16 protein-coding genes and 1 riboswitch are annotated in these 17,366 nt (G+C 61.2%); of the genes, 8 read left to right on the top strand and 8 right to left on the bottom strand.

Going from position 1 to position 17,366, the window contains the following annotated elements:
• Nucleotides 1-294: 294 nt before the first annotated feature.
• Complete coding sequence (locus AB5Y71_RS20730) at nt 295-2,139, bottom strand: M3 family metallopeptidase (protein ID WP_368172343.1); 1,845 nt, start codon at nt 2,137-2,139, stop codon at nt 295-297.
• A gap of 276 nt (nt 2,140-2,415) precedes the next feature.
• Between AB5Y71_RS20730 and AB5Y71_RS20735 the strand changes: the two genes are divergently transcribed.
• A complete protein-coding gene (locus AB5Y71_RS20735; RefSeq protein ID WP_368172344.1) occupies nt 2,416-4,098 on the top strand; it encodes a methyl-accepting chemotaxis protein in 1,683 nt (560 codons plus the stop codon).
• Nucleotides 4,099-4,362: 264 nt separating this feature from the next.
• Nucleotides 4,363-4,448, top strand: a riboswitch (cyclic di-GMP riboswitch).
• 65 nt (nt 4,449-4,513) lie between these two features.
• Entirely contained in the window at nt 4,514-5,935 is a 1,422-nt protein-coding gene (gene gbpA / locus AB5Y71_RS20740; RefSeq protein ID WP_368172345.1) for an N-acetylglucosamine-binding protein GbpA, read from the top strand.
• A gap of 58 nt (nt 5,936-5,993) precedes the next feature.
• On the opposite strand, the gene cbl is transcribed toward gbpA, so the two are convergent.
• The 6 genes from cbl to AB5Y71_RS20770 all read right to left on the bottom strand — a co-directional run bounded on the left by cbl (nt 5,994) and on the right by AB5Y71_RS20770 (nt 11,791).
• Nucleotides 5,994-6,941: an HTH-type transcriptional regulator Cbl gene (cbl, locus tag AB5Y71_RS20745; RefSeq protein WP_368172346.1), complete on the bottom strand. Its 948-nt coding sequence runs from the start codon at nt 6,939-6,941 to the stop codon at nt 5,994-5,996.
• Nucleotides 6,942-7,064: 123 nt separating this feature from the next.
• Nucleotides 7,065-8,132, bottom strand: coding sequence for a sulfate/molybdate ABC transporter ATP-binding protein (locus AB5Y71_RS20750; RefSeq protein ID WP_058058577.1), 1,068 nt, complete (start codon nt 8,130-8,132; stop codon nt 7,065-7,067).
• A 22-nt stretch (nt 8,133-8,154) separates the two neighbouring features.
• Nucleotides 8,155-9,045, bottom strand: a complete 891-nt coding sequence (cysW, locus tag AB5Y71_RS20755) for a sulfate ABC transporter permease subunit CysW (protein ID WP_368172347.1) — start codon at nt 9,043-9,045, stop codon at nt 8,155-8,157.
• Nucleotides 9,042-9,881 carry a sulfate ABC transporter permease subunit CysT gene (gene cysT, locus AB5Y71_RS20760; RefSeq protein ID WP_368172348.1) on the bottom strand — a complete coding sequence of 280 codons (840 nt, stop codon included), beginning with the start codon at nt 9,879-9,881 and terminating at the stop codon, nt 9,042-9,044. Before cysT ends, cysW begins: the two co-directional genes overlap by 4 nt.
• A gap of 270 nt (nt 9,882-10,151) precedes the next feature.
• On the bottom strand, nt 10,152-10,727 hold the full coding sequence (locus AB5Y71_RS20765) for an alpha/beta hydrolase (protein ID WP_040067346.1): 576 nt from the start codon (nt 10,725-10,727) through the stop codon (nt 10,152-10,154).
• A 62-nt stretch (nt 10,728-10,789) separates the two neighbouring features.
• Nucleotides 10,790-11,791: a sulfate ABC transporter substrate-binding protein gene (locus AB5Y71_RS20770; RefSeq protein WP_335874149.1), complete on the bottom strand. Its 1,002-nt coding sequence runs from the start codon at nt 11,789-11,791 to the stop codon at nt 10,790-10,792.
• Nucleotides 11,792-12,008: 217 nt separating this feature from the next.
• Here AB5Y71_RS20770 and AB5Y71_RS20775 point away from each other — a divergent pair, with 217 nt between their 5' ends.
• From AB5Y71_RS20775 to AB5Y71_RS20790, 4 genes are all read left to right on the top strand, one after another.
• Nucleotides 12,009-13,265 (top strand): MgtC/SapB family protein, encoded by a 1,257-nt coding sequence (locus AB5Y71_RS20775; protein WP_368172349.1) that lies wholly within the window; start codon nt 12,009-12,011, stop codon nt 13,263-13,265.
• A gap of 86 nt (nt 13,266-13,351) precedes the next feature.
• Nucleotides 13,352-13,942, top strand: coding sequence for a sugar O-acetyltransferase (locus AB5Y71_RS20780; RefSeq protein ID WP_368172350.1), 591 nt, complete (start codon nt 13,352-13,354; stop codon nt 13,940-13,942).
• A complete protein-coding gene (locus tag AB5Y71_RS20785) occupies nt 13,939-14,277 on the top strand; it encodes a DUF1294 domain-containing protein (protein WP_201990726.1) in 339 nt (112 codons plus the stop codon). The genes AB5Y71_RS20780 and AB5Y71_RS20785 overlap by 4 nt, the downstream gene beginning before the upstream one ends.
• Nucleotides 14,278-14,440: 163 nt before the next feature.
• Nucleotides 14,441-14,653, top strand: coding sequence for a hypothetical protein (locus AB5Y71_RS20790; RefSeq protein WP_005340264.1), 213 nt, complete (start codon nt 14,441-14,443; stop codon nt 14,651-14,653).
• 68 nt (nt 14,654-14,721) lie between these two features.
• On the opposite strand, the gene yrfG is transcribed toward AB5Y71_RS20790, so the two are convergent.
• Nucleotides 14,722-15,402 (bottom strand): GMP/IMP nucleotidase, encoded by a 681-nt coding sequence (gene yrfG / locus AB5Y71_RS20795; protein ID WP_368172351.1) that lies wholly within the window; start codon nt 15,400-15,402, stop codon nt 14,722-14,724.
• A gap of 144 nt (nt 15,403-15,546) precedes the next feature.
• On the opposite strand from yrfG, the gene nudE reads away from it, so the two are divergent.
• The gene (gene nudE, locus AB5Y71_RS20800) at nt 15,547-16,155 is read left to right on the top strand and encodes an ADP compounds hydrolase NudE (protein ID WP_368172352.1); all 609 of its coding nucleotides are present in this window, start codon (nt 15,547-15,549) and stop codon (nt 16,153-16,155) included.
• A 37-nt stretch (nt 16,156-16,192) separates the two neighbouring features.
• Nucleotides 16,193-17,005, top strand: coding sequence for a 3'(2'),5'-bisphosphate nucleotidase CysQ (gene cysQ, locus AB5Y71_RS20805; RefSeq protein WP_005357849.1), 813 nt, complete (start codon nt 16,193-16,195; stop codon nt 17,003-17,005).
• Nucleotides 17,006-17,366 lie beyond the last annotated feature (361 nt).

The raw sequence follows: 17,366 nt of genomic DNA on the forward strand, positions 1-17,366 counted from the left end.
GGGAATGATTCTCAAAAAGATGAATAGATCAATCTTTATGCACAAAGGTGAGTGCAAAAAACACTATTAACAAAATAAACAAAGATATGAGGCGATAAGGTTCCATGAGCTTATGGCCTACTCTTCACAACCCTATTCATATGAATACATATTTAATCTGAAATCTGCATACCAAAACCATCATGCGACAGTCTGTGTCGTCAACATATCTACAGCTGTACCAGCCATCACCGCGAGCATACATCAGAGCCACGCCAAGAGTGCCCCCGGCTCAAGAACCGGGAGCATTCCAGCTTACGCAACTGAGGCTCGAGCGCTGTGGCTCAGGATCCACGCTTCGAAATCGGCCAGCATGCGGGTTTCCGACTCGCTGTTGTCGGCGATAAGCTCGGCGCCGTGTACCACCCGGATATGGGCGTCGAGCGGGCCTCCCTCGCCAGCCGCGGGGCGCTGCTGGGCGGCGGCCATGCAGACCTGAGCCTGTTGCCAAGCCTCGGCGGCGCTTAGGTTGCATGCCTCGGCCAGCGGCACTGCGCTAAACCCCTCGCCGGTCAGGCTGCGCAGGGTCTCATCATGACTCATGCCGTTGCCCGGCCCCCAGTAGTGGGCGGCCAGATCCGGTCCGATACACGGGTTGTCGGTAAGGTAGCCATCGCGCTTGAGGAAGTAAGCTCGGGTCTGCTCCACCGCCATCAGCGCCAGCAGGTAGCCGTGATAGGCGCAGGCCGACTCCTGATTAAGGAGGTGCGGAATAGCCAGCAGCGGACGCGGGCTCTCCACTCCGACAATCTTGCGCTCCCACTGGCGAGCCAGCGCCAGCACGGCATCCGGGGTGCGTTTGGCCTCATCCATGGCGTAGAGATCCCGCTCGAAGTAGGCCACCAGCGCGATCTGGCGTTCGTTAAAAGCGCGAAACGGCTGACGCGCTTCAATCATCTCCTTGATGAGTGCGTCGGGAACAGCCTCTCCCGCCGCATTTCTGGCGTAGCGTTTGAGCCAGTCGGCATCGTCCAGCAGGCTGTCGCAGAACATCGACTGGGTCTCGGCATAAGCCATAGAGGTGGGCGGGAACTCCTGGGAGAAGCAGGGCGCGTTGCCGGTGACATTGGCAAAATGCGCGGCGTGCCCCCCCTCGTGGAACAGGGTGTTGAGGCCGTTCCAGCCGCTGCCCACCTGCGCCGGATCAGCCAAGCTGGTGAAATTGACCACAGCCGGCACCCACTCCCCCTGCTGGAAGAAGCTCGGTACCGGGCCGTGGCAGAAGCCGTTCTCGTATTTCCCTTCCCGGGTCAGCAAGTCCAGGGTCAGGGTCGCCCCGCGATACTGGATGCCGAGCCGGCGGAAGCTCTCAACCCAATCCCGCAGCGCCCGCGAGAAGGGCACGTAAGGATCTAGCTGGCGGGTCACGTCGCCGCTCACGCTGTAACGCAGGTTGTGAGGCAGCAGTGCCGCCTCCCCCTTGGCAACCTTCAGCTCTTCCAGACTCTGCTGCAACCGGGCGTCGGTGCGGGCGATAAAGTCGTCGAGGATGGCGAACAGCTGCTCCGGGCTCATCTGCTCGTTCTTGCGCACCTTGTAGTCGAAGTAGTCGCGATAGCCAATGGCGCGGGCAAAGCGGTTGCGGATTGCCACCACCTCGAGAAAACCGTTGCCGACCACCCACTGCTCCAGGGTGTGGAACATGGCGAGCGCGCTCTGGCGCACCGCCTCGTTCGGGCTGGCGGCGAGCGAGGTACTGGCGGCAGGCAGGCTGCCTGCGACCTGCTGGCCCTGCTCATCCAGCAGGGTCAGTTTCAGCCCCTTGCGGCGGGCGAACAGCGCCGCCTCGGCAGCCACCAGCTCATCCATCAGGGCGGCAGCGGCGGGATCTTCAATCACATTGCACTCGAAGAAGGCGATCCAGCCTTGCAGACCGCGCTTGAGGTCATCCTCGTCGGCCTGCACCAACATCTCCCGCAATTCGGGCAGACGGGCCGGATTGGCACAAAAGGCCTTGTAGGCCTGCTCGGCCGCGGTGAAACCGGCCTGATCATCGCTGGTGCCCATATAGGTGGACCAGAAGAGATCCTCCTTGCGCCTGTGCACCTGCAGGTAGTCGGCGTTGAGCTGGTTGAAGTAATTCCTGGCAATGGAACTCATAAATTCCCTCTTGTTATGGGGTCACCCGCAGCGGGGCCCACTCCTTTTTTTGAAGAAATGCCAAACCATTCACACTCTTTGGCAAAAATTGCGCTGGGATGCGCATCAACACGCTACCAAAAAGTGGGGGTTGCTGTCTGCTGACTATACTGATGTTAAAACGCTCATTTGAGAAAGCTCGGCAAGAGACTGAAAGTAAATGAGTTGTTAACTCTTACGAACTGGCTGCCGCGGTACAGAGCCACATAAAATCAACAGGGAAATGAGGGTTTAGTCATGTTCAAGCTCGGTGATATTACCGTGAGCCGCAAATTGATTTTGCTGCTCACACTGGCGTTTGTCGGTTTTGTCTCGCTGCTGCTTATCTCGGCCAACGCGCTCCAGCGCAATCTGATGAGCGAGCGAGAGGCGCGGCTCAATGCGGTACTGGAGCAGGCCATGAGCCAGATCCAGTTTCTGGCCAGCACCCTGCCAGCAGAGCAGGCCCAGCAGGAGGCGCGCAAGCTGCTGACCAATACCCGCTTTGATGGCAACAACTACCTGTTCGTCATCGACGAGAACCGCACCATGGTGGTTCACCCTATCCGCCCCGAACTGGTCGGCCAGAAGATGGGTGAAGGGGGCGCCGCCACCGCCGGGCAGTTCTGGTATCAGATGGTGGATATCGCCAAAGGAGGCAAACAGGGCACTCTGCAATATGTGTGGGTCGGCCCGTCGGGTGAGACCGCCGACAAGCTCTCCATGGTATCCGGCTATCAGCCCTGGGGCTGGATCCTCGGTTCCGGCATGCTGCTGCAGGATATTCAGCAGACCATCTGGGCCCAGTACATGAAGATGGGTACCGCCACCGCCATCGTGATCCTGCTGATGGGGCTGCTGGGCTGGCGCATCACCCACTCCATCGTCTCCCCCCTCAGCCAGATCAACCACGCCATGCAGCGGGTCGCCAAGGGGGATCTGGTGGTGAGCATCCCGGTACAGGGCAAGGATGAGCTGGGAGTGGTCGCCCGCTGCACCAATCAGAGTCTCGATGCCATCCGTCACGCCCTGCTGGAGGCCAGTCAGGGGGCTCGCAACGTGGCGGATGCCGCCCTGCGCATCGCCGCCTCTGCCGAGCAGACCAATCAGGCGGTGACCAGCCAGCGGGATCAGCTGGCCCAGCTCGCTACCGCCATGAACGAGATGAGCGCCACCATCTCCGATGTGGCCGGGCACGCCGAAAATACCGCGCGGGATACCCAGGAAGCGACCGGTGAAGCAGGTCTCGGCAACCGTGATGTTCATGCCAGCGTGCACGGCATCAAGGCGCTGGCCACCGAGGTGGAGCAGGCCACCCAGCAGGTCAACCAGCTCAAGGAGGGAGTAATGCAGATCAGCGAAGTGACCGCCGTCATCAGCGCCATTTCGGAGCAGACCAACCTGCTGGCCCTCAACGCCGCCATCGAGGCAGCCCGTGCCGGTGAGCAGGGCCGCGGTTTTGCCGTGGTGGCCGACGAGGTGCGCCAGCTGGCCAGCCGCACTCGCCAATCCACCGAAGAGATCCAGAGCACCATTGCCCAGCTGCAGCAACGGGCCGTCACCGCCGCCAACGCCATGGATACCAGCCGCAAACTGGCAGAGAGCAGCGTCAACCAGTCCCAGCAGGCGGGGCAGGATCTCACCCTGATCGTCAACCACATCCAGCATGTAAGCGACATGGCGACCCAGATCGCTACCGCCGCCGAGCAGCAGAGCATGGTGGCCGAGGATATGAACCGCAATGTCAGCGGCATCAACGACTCGGCGCTGGAGATGTCACAGTCCGCCTCGCAACTGGCGCAGGAGAGCGAGCTGCTGGCCGGTCTCTCCCGCAGCCTGGATGAGCGGCTTGCGGTGTTCAAACTGAGTAAGGAGTCCTCCACTGCGCCGATGATGGCGCCCCTGTCTCCCCCCTCCGGAGAACAGCGCCCCCGTCATTGAGGGCGTCAACCCGTGTCGCCTTGTCACCCGACCTGCCAGCCAAGCTGGCAGGTTTTTTTACGCCGCCAACACGCAATCAGCATGCATCTTATCGGCATATTCAACGTTAATCGGCGCCATTCACAGATAAGAGAACAATTTAAAAACAGTCAGTTAGAATAATTTTCGCGCCATGGGATGATGCATTTAAACATTCAACTTCAAATAACGAATCAATGCAGTGCACAATGCTGATGGCCGAACATTTGGCCCATCACTAATCATCTAGTCATTTGGCAAACTGACCGAAAGGTCGGGACGCAAAGCCTCCGGTCTACAGACGTTTTGTCCAGGATAGCGGGGTTGCCACACGCAAGTGTGTATCGGGGAATCCCCAGGCCAACTGACTGCCCACATCTGTCGAACAGAGGAATGTATGGCAGCAAAAATCCAACTCAATCACATCGCAACGGTGCTGGCTCTGCTGGCCAGCGGCAGCGCCCTGGCTCATGGCTACATCAGCCAGCCAGAGAGCCGCAACTATCTGTGCAAAACCGGTGGCAACAGCCAGTGTGGCGGCGTGCAGTGGGAGCCCCAGAGCGTGGAGGGGCCATCAGGTTTCCCGCAAACCGGCCCGCAGGATGGACAAATCGCCTCGGCGGGCAGCCCGCGCTGGAGCGAGCTGAACATCCAGACCAGCGACCGCTGGACCAAGCGTGAAGTACAGCCCGGCCCCTTCGCCATCAGCTGGACCTTCACCGCAAACCACGTCACCCGCAACTGGCGCTACTACCTCACCAAGCAGGACTGGAACCCCAACCAGCCGCTCACCCGCGCCTCGTTCGATCTGACCCCCTTCTGCGTCATTGACGGCAACATGGTGCAGCCGCCCAAGCAGGTGACCCACAACTGCATCCTGCCGGAGCGCACCGGTTATCAAGTGATCCTCGGCGTGTGGGAAGTGGGCGACACCAGCAACAGCTTCTACAACATCATCGATGCCAAGTTCAAAGATGGCAGCCAGCCGCCGCTGGAGTGGAGCCAGGCAGGCACCATCTACCCCTCCATCGACCTCACGGCAGGCGACAAGGCGATGACCCGGGTATTCGATGCCAACGGCGAGCGCCCCGAGCTGCAGACCGTGCTGACCATCACCACCGCCGAGCAGGGCCAGAAGAATAACTGGGCCCATGCCCTCGCCAGCAAGATCAACGCCGAACAGAGCCTGATCCGCGCCGGTCAGCAAGGAGCCGATGGCCAGTTCAATCCGGTCTATGGCATGAACCCCGTCTATCTGAAGCGAGACAGCAAGCTGAAGCGGGTCGAGATTGACCTGCAACAGCAGCAACCGCCGGTGGTGGACAGTATCAGCGTCAGCGGTCTGGCCAACGACTATATGCTGGACAACGGCAAGGCAACCCTCGATTTCACCGTCACCGCACAGGGCGATCTGGCCGTCTCCAACACCCTCTATGACCACGGCGGCGTGGCCAAAGGTGAAAGCAGTGCCGACATCAAGGACAGCAGCCACACCTTCACCATGGCGCTGGAAGGGCTCAAGGCAGGTCACCACCAGCTGGTGATCAAGGCCACTCCGAAAGCGGGCGGCGAGACCATCCAGCAGACCATGGATCTGATGTTCAAGGAGCAGAGCAGCGGCGAATATGACTTCGTCTTCCCGAACAACATCAAGTCCTACACCGCCGGTACCAAGGTGCAGCAGCCGAAAAATGGCAAGGTCTATCAGTGCAAGCCCTTCCCCTACAGCGGCTACTGCCAGCAGTGGACCACCACAGCCACCCAGTACGAGCCGGGCATCGGCTCCCACTGGCAGATGGCGTGGGATGAAGTGAAGTAACTCCCCACTGGATAGCAAAAGGGGAGCCAATGGATCCCCTTCTGTCATCTCTTCCGATTCAAATCTGGAAGTCGAGGGCGGGCTCGCAGCCCATGGCGCGGGCCTGAATATCCGCCAGCGCCAGCTCGGGGTTGCAGAGCTGGATAAACTGCCAGGCAAAGTTGTGCTGGAACTGCCCCTGCTTGAGGCCAATCCAGGCGGTGTGGGGGGCAAACAGATGGCTGCCATCAAGCTGCACCAGCCCCTGATCACGCTGGCCGTCGAACGCCATGTCGGCCAGTATGCCGACCCCCATCTCCAGCTCGACATAGGTCTTGATGACATCGGAGTCCTGCGCCGTCAGCAGGATCTGCGGTTCGATGCCAGCCGCAGCAAAGGCTTCATCCACCCGCACCCGCCCGGTCAACCCGGCTTGATAGGTGACGATGGGCCAGTTGGCCAGCGCCGCCAGCGTCAGATCCCGCTCGCCTGCCAGCGGATGTTGCTCGGGTACCACGATATTGTGGTGCCAGCGGTAGTAGGGAAATGCCACCACCCCTTCGCTCTTGTCGAGTTGCTCGCTGCTGATGCCGATATCCACCTCGCCGGTCTGCACCAGCCGCACTATCTCCTCCGGGCTGCCCTGACGCAGCTCCAGCTGTACCAGCGGAAACTGCTCGCGAAACGCCTTCACCACCCGCGGCAGGGCATAGCGGGCCTGGGTATGGGTGGTCGCCACCAGCAAGCGGCCCGAGTCGCGGTTGGCAAAGGTACTGGCCAGTTTGCGGATGTTGTTGGCGTCATTGAGAATGCGCTCGGCAATCACCAGCAGCTCCTTGCCAGGCTCGGTCATACCGAGCAGCCGCTTGCCGTAGCGGATAAAGAGCTCGATACCGAGCTCCTCTTCCAGCTCGCGGATATGGCGACTCACCCCGGATTGCGAGGTAAAAAGGGCGTTGGCCACCTCGGTCAGGTTGTAATCCCGCCGCGCTGCCTCCCGGATAATTCGTAACTGCTGAAAATTCACCTTGTCGCCTCCTGCGAAGAGTGGGTGACACAAGCTGGTCACCCCCTCATTTTTGTTATTTGGCCGGATCATGCCCCGGCAGAGCGCCTGAACCCGGGTGGCCATGCCGCCCGCAACAAAAAATCAAATCTGGTAATCGGGATAGAACTGCGCCTGTCTGGCGACCAGCCGCACCCCCTGTCCCGGAGCAAACTGCTTGGCCGCCTCCTTGCTCAGCTCCGCCTCATAGTGGGCCCCTTTGGTTTCGCCATCGCCACGCAGCTCCACCCGAATGCGTGGCCCCATGGGCAGCAGACGGGTGATGGTGGCACGGATCCCGCCCGGCGCATCGGCTGGCAGAATCTCCAGTTCATGGGGACGGACATAGGCGATGGCGGCACTGCCGTGGGCCAGATGAGAAGCCGACGGCCCGCCGAGCAGCTGCTCGCCGACACCGAATCCCTGCTCCGCCACCCGACCGCGGAACTGGTTCACGCTGCCAAGGAAGCTGTGGACGAAGGAGCTGGCGGGCTGGTCATAGACCTCGGCCGGGGTGCCAATCTGCTCGACCCGTCCGGCGTTCATCAGCACCACCCGATCTGCTACCTCCAGCGCCTCCTCCTGATCGTGGGTGACGAACAGGCTGGTGACGTGCAGCTCGTCGTGCAGCTCGCGCAGCCAGCGGCGCAGCTCCTTGCGCACCTGCGCATCGAGGGCGCCGAAGGGCTCGTCCAAGAGCAGTACCTTGGGCTGTACCGCCAGCGCGCGGGCCAACGCAACCCGCTGACGCTGACCACCGGAGAGCTGGGTCGGATAGCGCTCGGCCACGTGGCTGAGTTGCACCAGATCCAGCAGCTCCTTGACCCGGGCACGAATGGCCGCCTCGGCCGGGCGCTCGCTGCGCGGTTTGACCCTAAGGCCAAACGCCACGTTCTCGAATACCGTCATGTGGCGAAACAGGGCGTAGTGCTGGAACACGAAGCCGACGTTGCGCTCGCGCACATGTAGGTCGGAAGCGTCCTCACCGCGGATGATGACGCTGCCACTGTCGGCCTGCTCCAGCCCGGCGATGATACGCAGCAGGGTGGTCTTGCCACAGCCGGAGGGGCCAAGCAGCGCCACCAGCTCACCGTCGTGAAAGTCGAGGTTGATGTCTGCCAGCGCCGCGTACTGATTGAAATGCTTGTTGAGTTGTTGAACCTGAATGCTCATGGCTGCCTCTTTAAAACGGTGATCAGTGAGATTTGGTGGGCTGGGCACGCAGCCGGGCCAACAGGGTTTCCCCCAGCAGGGTGAAGATCCCGAACAGAGCCAAGAGGCTTGCCACTGCAAAGGCGGCACCGGTCTGGTACTCGTTGTAGAGGATCTCGATATGCAGCGGCAGGGTATTGGTCTGGCCGCGAATATGACCGGAAACCACCGACACCGCGCCAAACTCCCCCACCGCGCGGGCGGTACAGAGCAGCAGGCCGTACATCAGGCTCCAGCGAATGCCGGGCAGGGTGACGCGCCAGAACATCTGCAGGCCGCTCGCCCCCAGCATGATGGCCGCCTCTTCCTCTTCCGGGCCGCGCGCCTCCATCTGGGGCAGCAGCTCGCGCACCACGAAGGGCACGGTAATGAAGGTGGTGGCCAAGATGATCCCCGGGGTGGCGAAGATGATCTTGATATCGTGTTCGCTCAGCCAGTCACCGAACCAGCCGCGGCTGCCGAACATCAACACCAGCATCAGACCGGCGATCACCGGCGACACCGAGAAGGGCAGATCGATAATGGTGATGAGCAGCTGCCGACCGGGGAAGCGGAAACGGGCGATAGCCCAGGCCGCCGCGATCCCGAACAGCAGATTGAGTGGAACGGCGCAGAGCGTCACCAACGCGGTGAGACCGAGGGCGCTCAAGGCATCCGGCTCGCTGATGGCGTGCCAGAAGAAGACGAGCCCCGGCGTCAGCGCCTGAATAAAGACGGTGGCCAACGGCAGCAGCAGCAGAGTGGAAAACCAGCCCAAACCGACCGTGATAAGCAGCCACTTGACCCACTGGGGTTCACGGATCACGACCGGTGCCTTGCGAGCGGGGGCAGTCTCCACAGGGGCCACCTCAATGGCGATAGCAGATGAACTCATATCCGGCTCCCTCCGATGCGAGACCAGCTCCAGGCCTGCAACTTGTTGATTAGCAGTAACAAAATGAACGAAATCAGCAGCATCACCACGGCGATGGCGGAGGCACCGGCGTAGTCATACTCCTCCAGGTGGCTCATGATCATCAGCGGCGCGATTTCGGAGACCATCGGCAGGTTGCCGGCGATAAAGATGACCGAACCGTACTCCCCTACCCCGCGGGCAAACGCCAGCGCAAAGCCGGTGAGCAGGGCCGGGATCAGGGTCGGCCAGAGCACCCGCAGAAAGGTCTGCCAGCGATCGGCGCCGAGGCTGGCGGCGGCCTCCTCCTGTTCGGTTTCAACCTCCCGCAACACCGGCTGCAGGGTGCGCACCACAAACGGCAATCCGATAAAGGTGAGTGCGATAACGACGCCGATGGGGTTGTAGGCGAGCTGGATGCCGAGCGGTGCCAGCAATTGGCCGATCCAGCCATTGGGGGCGAAGATGGCGCACAGGGCGATGCCGGACACGGCGGTCGGCATGGCAAACGGCAGGTCGATCAGCGCATCCACCAGACGACGACCGGGGAAGGTGTAGCGCACCAGGATCCAGGCCAGGATCAGGCCAAACAGGCTGTTGAGCAGCGCCGCGACAAAGGCCGCACCAAAGCTCAGGCGAAAGGAGGCGAGCACCCGGGGTGAACCGATCACCTGCCAGAACTCGGCGGCGGTCAGGTTGTTGACCGCAAACAGCACCAGGGCCGAGAGCGGCAACAGCACCAGCAGGCCCAGATAGAGCAGGCTGAACCCCAGGGTGGGGCCAAAACCGGGCAGGACAGAATAAGAACCAAATCGCATAACACATCCATCTGTTATGAAGAATTTTCGATATGGTGATTCTGCGCACTCCCCTCATCGGCAACAAACATCAATTGCGACTTTGCTAATCACTTTTTTGTCTAACCGCAGAGTCACAAGGCTCTTGGCGCACTCCAAATAAAAAAGGTCTTTTATATAAATAAAAGACCTAAGAAATGGAGCAATACGGAGCGGAGCATTCAAAGAACGGGGGCATGGAGTAGCCAGCGAACAGCGCGCTCGCCAACCCTCCAACCACTTCACAGATACCTAGCGAAAGCCCAATACGACCGGCCGGGGCGATGCGGCCTTGACCGGTGCCACTACCAGCTCACCACGGCGGTAGAGAGCCCCCAGCAAATGCAGCCCCTGATGCCAATCCCCATGACCGGACTGGGCATTGATATGGCCCGCCTCACCGGCATCGAACAGCGGCACCTGCCACTGACGGCTCCAGTATTCGGCCCGTTCAAAGCTCATCCAGGGATCATTGCGGCTGGCCACCAGCTGGGCCGACACCTGCAGCGGCCCGGCCAAGGCCTCATCCGCAATGCCAAAACGGGCGGGATCGGCGGGCGCCACCAGAAAGATCGAGGCCACCTTCTCCGGCTGCAAGCGGGCCGCTGCGATGGCGGTCAGGGCGCCGAAAGAGTGGGCCACCAGATGGACCCGGCTGCGGCGACGTTTCAACTTGCTCGCCAGCTTGGCACTCCAGACCCTGAGGTCCGGCTTGTCCCACGGCAGCCCGGTCATCCGCTGCCATTGGGGAAAATGATCGTGCCAGCGGCTCTGCCAGTGATCCGGCCCACTGTTGTGCAGACCGGGAACCAGGAGGATCTTGTTCATCTTGGTGCTCCTATCGGCTGGCACAGGGGCCAGTTCAAAGGGGTTATACGGAGTTACCTGCCTCAGCCACCGGGTTGGTAGATCTGGTCAAACAGACCGCCCTGGGCGAAGTGTTTCTTCTGGGCTTTCTCCCAATCCCCTTCCAGATCCTTGACGGTAAATAAGGCAAGCTGCGGGAACTGGGCTGCCGTCTCCTTCAGGATCGCCGGGTTGCTGGGGCGATAGTGATGTTTGGCGACGATATGCTGCCCCTCGTCAGAGTAGAGATAATCGAGATAGGCCTTGGCCACCGCTTCGGTACCGTGCTTCTTGGCCACCTTGTCCACCACCGCGACCGGCGGCTCCGCCAGAATGGAGACCGAAGGCACCACCAGCTCGAACTTGTCGCTGGCCCCCGCCTGACCAAGCACCAGCAGGGCTTCGTTCTCCCACGCCAGCAGCACGTCACCGAGACCGCGCTCGGTAAAGCTGGTGGTGGCACCGCGGGCGCCTGAGTCCAGCACCTTCACGTTCTTGAATAGATCGCCAACAAACTGCTTGGCCCCCTCTTCACTGCCGCTCTTCTTCAGGGCATAGCCCCAGGCGGCCAGATAGTTCCAGCGTGCCCCGCCGGAGGTCTTGGGGTTGGGAGTAACGATGGCGACATCCTTGCGCACCAGATCATCCCAATCCTTGATCTGCTTGGGATTGCCCTTGCGCACCAGGAAGACAATGGTGGAGGTATAGGGCGAGGCGTTGTTGCCGAGGCGACTCTGCCAGTCGGCAGCGGTCAGCCCCGCCTTGGCGATGGCATTGACATCGTAGGCCAGCGCCAGCGATACCACGTCGGCCTCCAGCCCATCCACCACAGCACGGGCCTGCTTGCCGGAGCCACCGTGAGACTGGCTCACCACCACGTCGTCGCCGGTTTTGGCCTTCCACTCCTTGGCAAAGGCGGCGTTGTACTCCTGAAACAGCTCGCGGGTCGGATCGTAAGAGACGTTGAGCAGGCGGATCTCGGCGGCATTGGCCTGGCCAAATGCCAGCAGAGAGAGCAGGGTCAGGGCGGTCATTCGCAGTTTCATGGTGATACTCCATATCTTGTTGGGTTGAGAACAGCATGCCGTGGAGTTGTTATGCCCAGAAGAAAGAAATAACTCTTTGCTTATCTCTTTTGCTCATATCAACTCAGCCACCCGCACCGGGAGCCGGACGCAGACTCTGTGAGCCATGCCCCTCAGTGACCTCAAGCGCTGTGCCATCATGGGAACAAGGCAGGCAGATGACGAAAAGGAAGTTGTTATGTGGATCAATGCAGAACCGGTCAACGGAGCCCTGGTCTCGCTGGCCATCGGCCTGATTATCGGACTGGAGCGGGGCTGGCAGGTGCGCCAGCTGGGGGATAACCAGCGCATCGCCGGGATGCGTACCTACGGCCTTATCGGCCTGCTTGGCGGGGTCTGCGGTTTGCTGCTGCCGACTCTGGGCCCCTGGCTGCCACTGCTCGGCCTGCTGGCGGTGGTGATCGGCTGCGGCCTCTCGGTCTGGCTGGCCCAACGCTGGCAAGGGGAGTTCGGTCTCACCAGCTCGGTAGCCATGCTGCTCACCTATCTACTGGGGCTGATGTCGGTACTGCTGAGCCCGAGCGAGGCGGTCGCCTGCGCCGTGCTGGCCGCCCTGTTGATGGGCTTGAAGGGACAGATCCAGCAGGGGATGCTGTTTCTGAGCGAAACCGAATTCCACGCCACCCTGCGTTTTCTGCTCATCTCGCTGGTGCTGCTGCCGGTGCTGCCCAACGAGGAGATGGGCCCCCTCGATGCCTTTAACCCCTTCAAGATCTGGCTGATGGTGGTGGTGATCGCCGGCATCTCGTTTTGTGGCCACTTCGCGGTGCGACTGCTCGGCACCCGCGCCGGGCTGGTGCTCACCAGCATACTGGCGGGATTGGCCTCCTCCACCGCCCTTACCCTGCAGTTCGCCCGTCTCAACAAGGAGCAGGGGGGGCTGGAACGGCTGCTGGCCACCGGCATCCTGCTGGCGGGGGCCACCATGTGGTTGCGGCTGCTGGTGCTGCTCATTCACAGCGAACTGGCGATGCGCCTCGTCGCCCCCCTGTTGCTGCTGGCCACCACAGTCTACGGCTTTGCCTTCTGGTTCTGGCGCCAGCGCGAGGAGCTGACCGACGGCCCGGTACAGCCGGAAACCAGCAACCCGCTCGATCTGGCCACCGCCATCAAGTTCGGCCTGCTGCTGGCGCTGATCGGCTTTATGGCCACCCTGCTGCAAGACAAGGTAGGCAACTCGGGGGTTTATCTGCTGTCGCTGGTCTCGGGGATCACCGACGTGGACGCCATCACCTTGTCGCTCTCCCAGCTCTCCCACAAGGAGCTGGCGCTGGAGGTGGCTGCCCGCGGCATCCTGCTCGCCGGTTTGATCAACTCGCTGGTGAAGGGGTTGCTGGCCCTCGGCATCGGTGGTCGCAGTCTGGGGCTGCGGGTGCTGCTCCCCTACTTCGTCTCGGCCCTGCTGATCCTGCCCCTCGTCTGGCCCACATGTTGACGGGGATCACCTGCAACAAGTGACAGACTGACGGCGCCCCTGACAGTCACGTATACTGCCTGCTCTTGCAGCATGGGGAGGTAGCAATGGCGAGCGACTGGGACAAGGTACTGGCAGGTGGGGCACTGGATAGTCAGAGCGAGGAGATAGCCAACGACCGGATCCGCGGTCAGGCGCTGCTGGCCAAGCTCAATGGTTCATCGGCAGGCGATGCCCCTCTGCGCCAGCAGATCTGCCGCGAGCTCTTTGGCCACTGCCCCGACTCCTGCTGGATCAGCACGCCGTTTACCTGCGAATTCGGCCGCAACATCCATATCGGCGAGAAGACCTTCTTCAACTTCAACGTCACCATTCTCGACGTGGGCGAAGTGCACATCGGCAGCCATGTGCTGCTGGCCCCCAACGTGCAGATCTACACCGCCACCCACACCATGAACTATCTGGAGCGACGCAACTGGACCGCCTACAACAAGCCGGTGCGGATCGGTGACGACTGCTGGATTGGCGGCGGTGCCATCATCTGCCCCGGCGTCACCATAGGGCCGCGCTCCATCATTGGCGCGGGCGCAGTGGTCACTCGCGACATCCCGGCCGACTCGGTGGCGGTGGGCAATCCGGCCAAGGTGATCCGCACCCTCAAGCAGGACGAGGAGCGCTGCTGGGAGCTGGCCCAATGATGGCGCTGGCGCTGCTGCCACTGGGCGCCGCCCTCTGGCTCGGCCTCGACGGCCAGCAGTGGTGGCCGCTGGCCGTGTTGCTCTTCATGAGCCTGCTCACGGTAGCTGCCTACGCCTGGGACAAGCGGCAGGCGGTACGGGGTGAGTGGCGCATGCCCGAATCGAGGCTCCATCTGCTGGAGCTGTGCGGCGGCTGGCCGGGGGCGCTGGTTGCCCGCCAGTGGCTGCGCCACAAGACCCAGAAGCGCAGCTACCGGCTGGTCTTCTGGTTTATCGTGCTGCTGCACCTCACCCTGTGGGCCCTCTGGCTTGGCCGCCCTCTCTGGCAGCAATAGCCACCCGGGTAACAAGGTGGTGGCTTGGCCGCCCGCTCTGGCAGCAATAGCCAACTGCATCACAAAGGCGAAACGGGCCCCATTGCGGCCAATTGGCGGCTATGAGAAAACAGAACGGATCCATCAGCGTTTTCGCCGTTTATAGACGACAAGGAGTCGTGACATGACCATGTGGACAGGCATAGTCCTGATCGTATTTATCAGCGTATTGTTCGGATATCTCGGCAAGCGGGCCCGCTATCAGATGGGGGATGCCCGCATCACCGACCGCCTCGGCAAACAGGATATGATCATCAGAGAATTGCAGGAGCGGATCGCCAATCTGGAGGCGATCGTCATTGAGGAAGAGAAACGGCGCCCGTTTCGGGAGTTGTGATTTTTTCACCGCCAGGTTTCAGATACTGAGAGGGCTGCACGATGCAGCCCTCTCTCGTTTCAGCAGACTCAGATTGCCAGCGGCAGCAACTCGGCATAGTCGCGGATCGCCGGAAAAGCGGTGATGCTCTGCTCCGGCTTGCAGCTATCCGGATTCTGGATCGCCAGCTGATAGCCGATACCATAGTCGGCGGCAGCCCGCAGGATCCGCTCGCTGTCATCCACAAACAGGGTGCGGGCCGGATCGAACGCCAGCCGCTCGGCCAGTGCCTGCCAGCAGTGCTGGCTCTCCTTCGACCAACCCAGTTCGTGGGTACTCACCATCAGATCCAGATGGTTGCTTAGTCCCAGCTGCGCATCCTTCACCGACAGACTGGCGGGGTGGGCATTGGTGAAAAGCACCAGCTGCTTGCCCGCGGCGCGCAGCGCGGCCAGAAAGGGGATGGCGTGGGGACGCCACTGGATCTTCGCCAGCAGCTCCTGCTTGAGGGCACGAATATCGAGCCCCAGGGTCTCGCTCCAGTAATCCACGCAGTACCAGTTGAGGGTGCCGTTGACGGCGTGATAATGGACATCGATCTGCGCCTTTGCTTCATCCAGCGGCAGCCCGAGTCGCTCGGCGTAACGCTCCGGCACCAGCTGCTGCCAGAGGTGGTTGTCAAAATGCAGATCGATCAGGGTGCCATCCATATCGAGCAAGACGGTATCAATCTGGTGCCAGGGCAAGGTGGTGGAGCGGGAGTGTGGCATCGGGCCTCTTGATCGCGGATCTCGGAAAACGGGGCGGCAGTATAACGGATTTTTCCTCTCCCTTTCCCCTCCCTGCCCCGTGGTGTTCGGTGTGGGAGTCGTTTACTCTTGAAGCACGATTTTTTAACGAGCAGCCAGCGTCCGATGAGCGACCCCAACAAGAGCAAACCCGAGCACATCTCAGCCGACCAACTGGATCACCCCAAGAGCAAGCCGGAGATCCTCAAGGCCGATATCGTCGCCGAGAGCCGACTGTTCAAGGTGGAATCGCTACACCTCAAATTCTCCAATGGCGAAGAGCGGGTCTACGAGCGGATGCGCGGCGGCAATCGTGGCGCCGTCATGGTGGTGCCGCTGTTCGATGCCCACACCCTGCTGCTGGTGCGCGAATATGCCGCCGGCACCCACTCCTACGAGCTGGGCTTTCCCAAGGGGCTGATCGACCCGGGCGAAGATGCCTTCGAGGCGGGTAACCGGGAATTGATGGAAGAGGCGGGCTTTGGCGCCAACAGCCTGACCTTGCTCAAGCAGGTGTCGCTAGCGCCCGGTTACTTCTCCAGCCGGATGGATATCCTGCTGGCCCGGGATCTCTTCCCCGAACAGCGGATCGGCGATGAACCCGAACCACTGGAGGTGATCCCCTGGCCGCTGAACCGGATCGACGAATTGCTGGCGCGACCCGACTTCACCGAGTCGCGCAGCATCAGTGCCCTGCTCCTGGCCCAGAAGTGGCTGGCGGAGCAGGCAGAATAGCCCGCAGACGGGCAGTTAACAGACAGAGGATAACGAGATGCAGGAGTTGTTGGCCTGGGTGCCGGGGGTCAAGGAGATTGCCCGCGAAGCCGGAAGGATCCTTCACGACATCTATCACGGCGGTCAGTTCGAGCGTCAGCTGAAGGAGGATGCGACCCCGGTCACCAGTGCCGATCTTGCTGCCGATGCCTACCTCAAACAGGCGCTATCGGCGCTCACCCCCCATGTGCCGGTGCTGACCGAAGAGGCAGCCGACATCCCCTTCAGCCAGCGCTCCAACTGGCGGCAGTACTGGCTGGTGGACCCCCTCGACGGCACTGGCGAATTTATCGCGGGCAGCGGCGACTTTGCCACCCTGATCGCCCTGGTGCGGGACAATGTGCCGGTGCTCGGGGTCATCTACGCTCCCGAGTCCAACGTGCTTTACTGGGCGGTGCGCGGCTACGGCGCCTTCAAGGAGGTGAATGGCGAGGTACTGCCCATCAGCGCCATGCATCACGAGCATGACCAGCCCGACTCGCTGGTAGTAGCCATCAGCCGCCGCCAGAAGCTGGAGAACCTCACCCGCCGCCTCAACCCGGCCATCAACTACGAGCTGATCCCGCTTGGTTCCAGCTCCCTCAAATCCTGTCTGGTGGCGGAAGGTGCGGCAGATTGCTACGTGCGGCTCGGCCCCACCGGCGAGTGGGACACCGCCGCCGCCCAGTGCATCGTCGAGGCGGCCGGTGGCCGCATCCTCAGCCTGGCGTTGCAGCCACTCAGTTACAACGAAACCGAGTCGCTGGAAAACCCTGACTTTATCGTGATGGGGGATCCGGATCTCGCCTGGGGCAACATTCTGGCCCACTAGACGGATAGCGATATCATCACACCAGACAAGCAGGCGGCCCGATAGCCGCCTGCTTTTTCAGGGAAGTTGCCCCGGGTGATGACCGGAGTGATCCGCTGGTCAAGGCGCTCTTGAACAGCGTGATACGCTGGCAAAGCGGCAAAATGATAGTGAAACATCACAATCGGTCGGCGAGAAATGGTGCGATTTTTCACGTAATTCTGAAAACACCTGATTAGCCAAAATAAAAAAACGAGTGAAGATCAAATTTTGGTTTTATATTTCACAAAAATGACCATTGTCAGTTTTGTTGCATTCTGTGATCCAGATTCCATTCCCAATCTCGCTGGCTAAACCCCGCAATGGCAGTGATATGTTTCAG

This window comes from Aeromonas sp. R9-2, assembly GCF_040908025.1.
GTDB lineage: Bacteria > Pseudomonadota > Gammaproteobacteria > Enterobacterales > Aeromonadaceae > Aeromonas > Aeromonas veronii.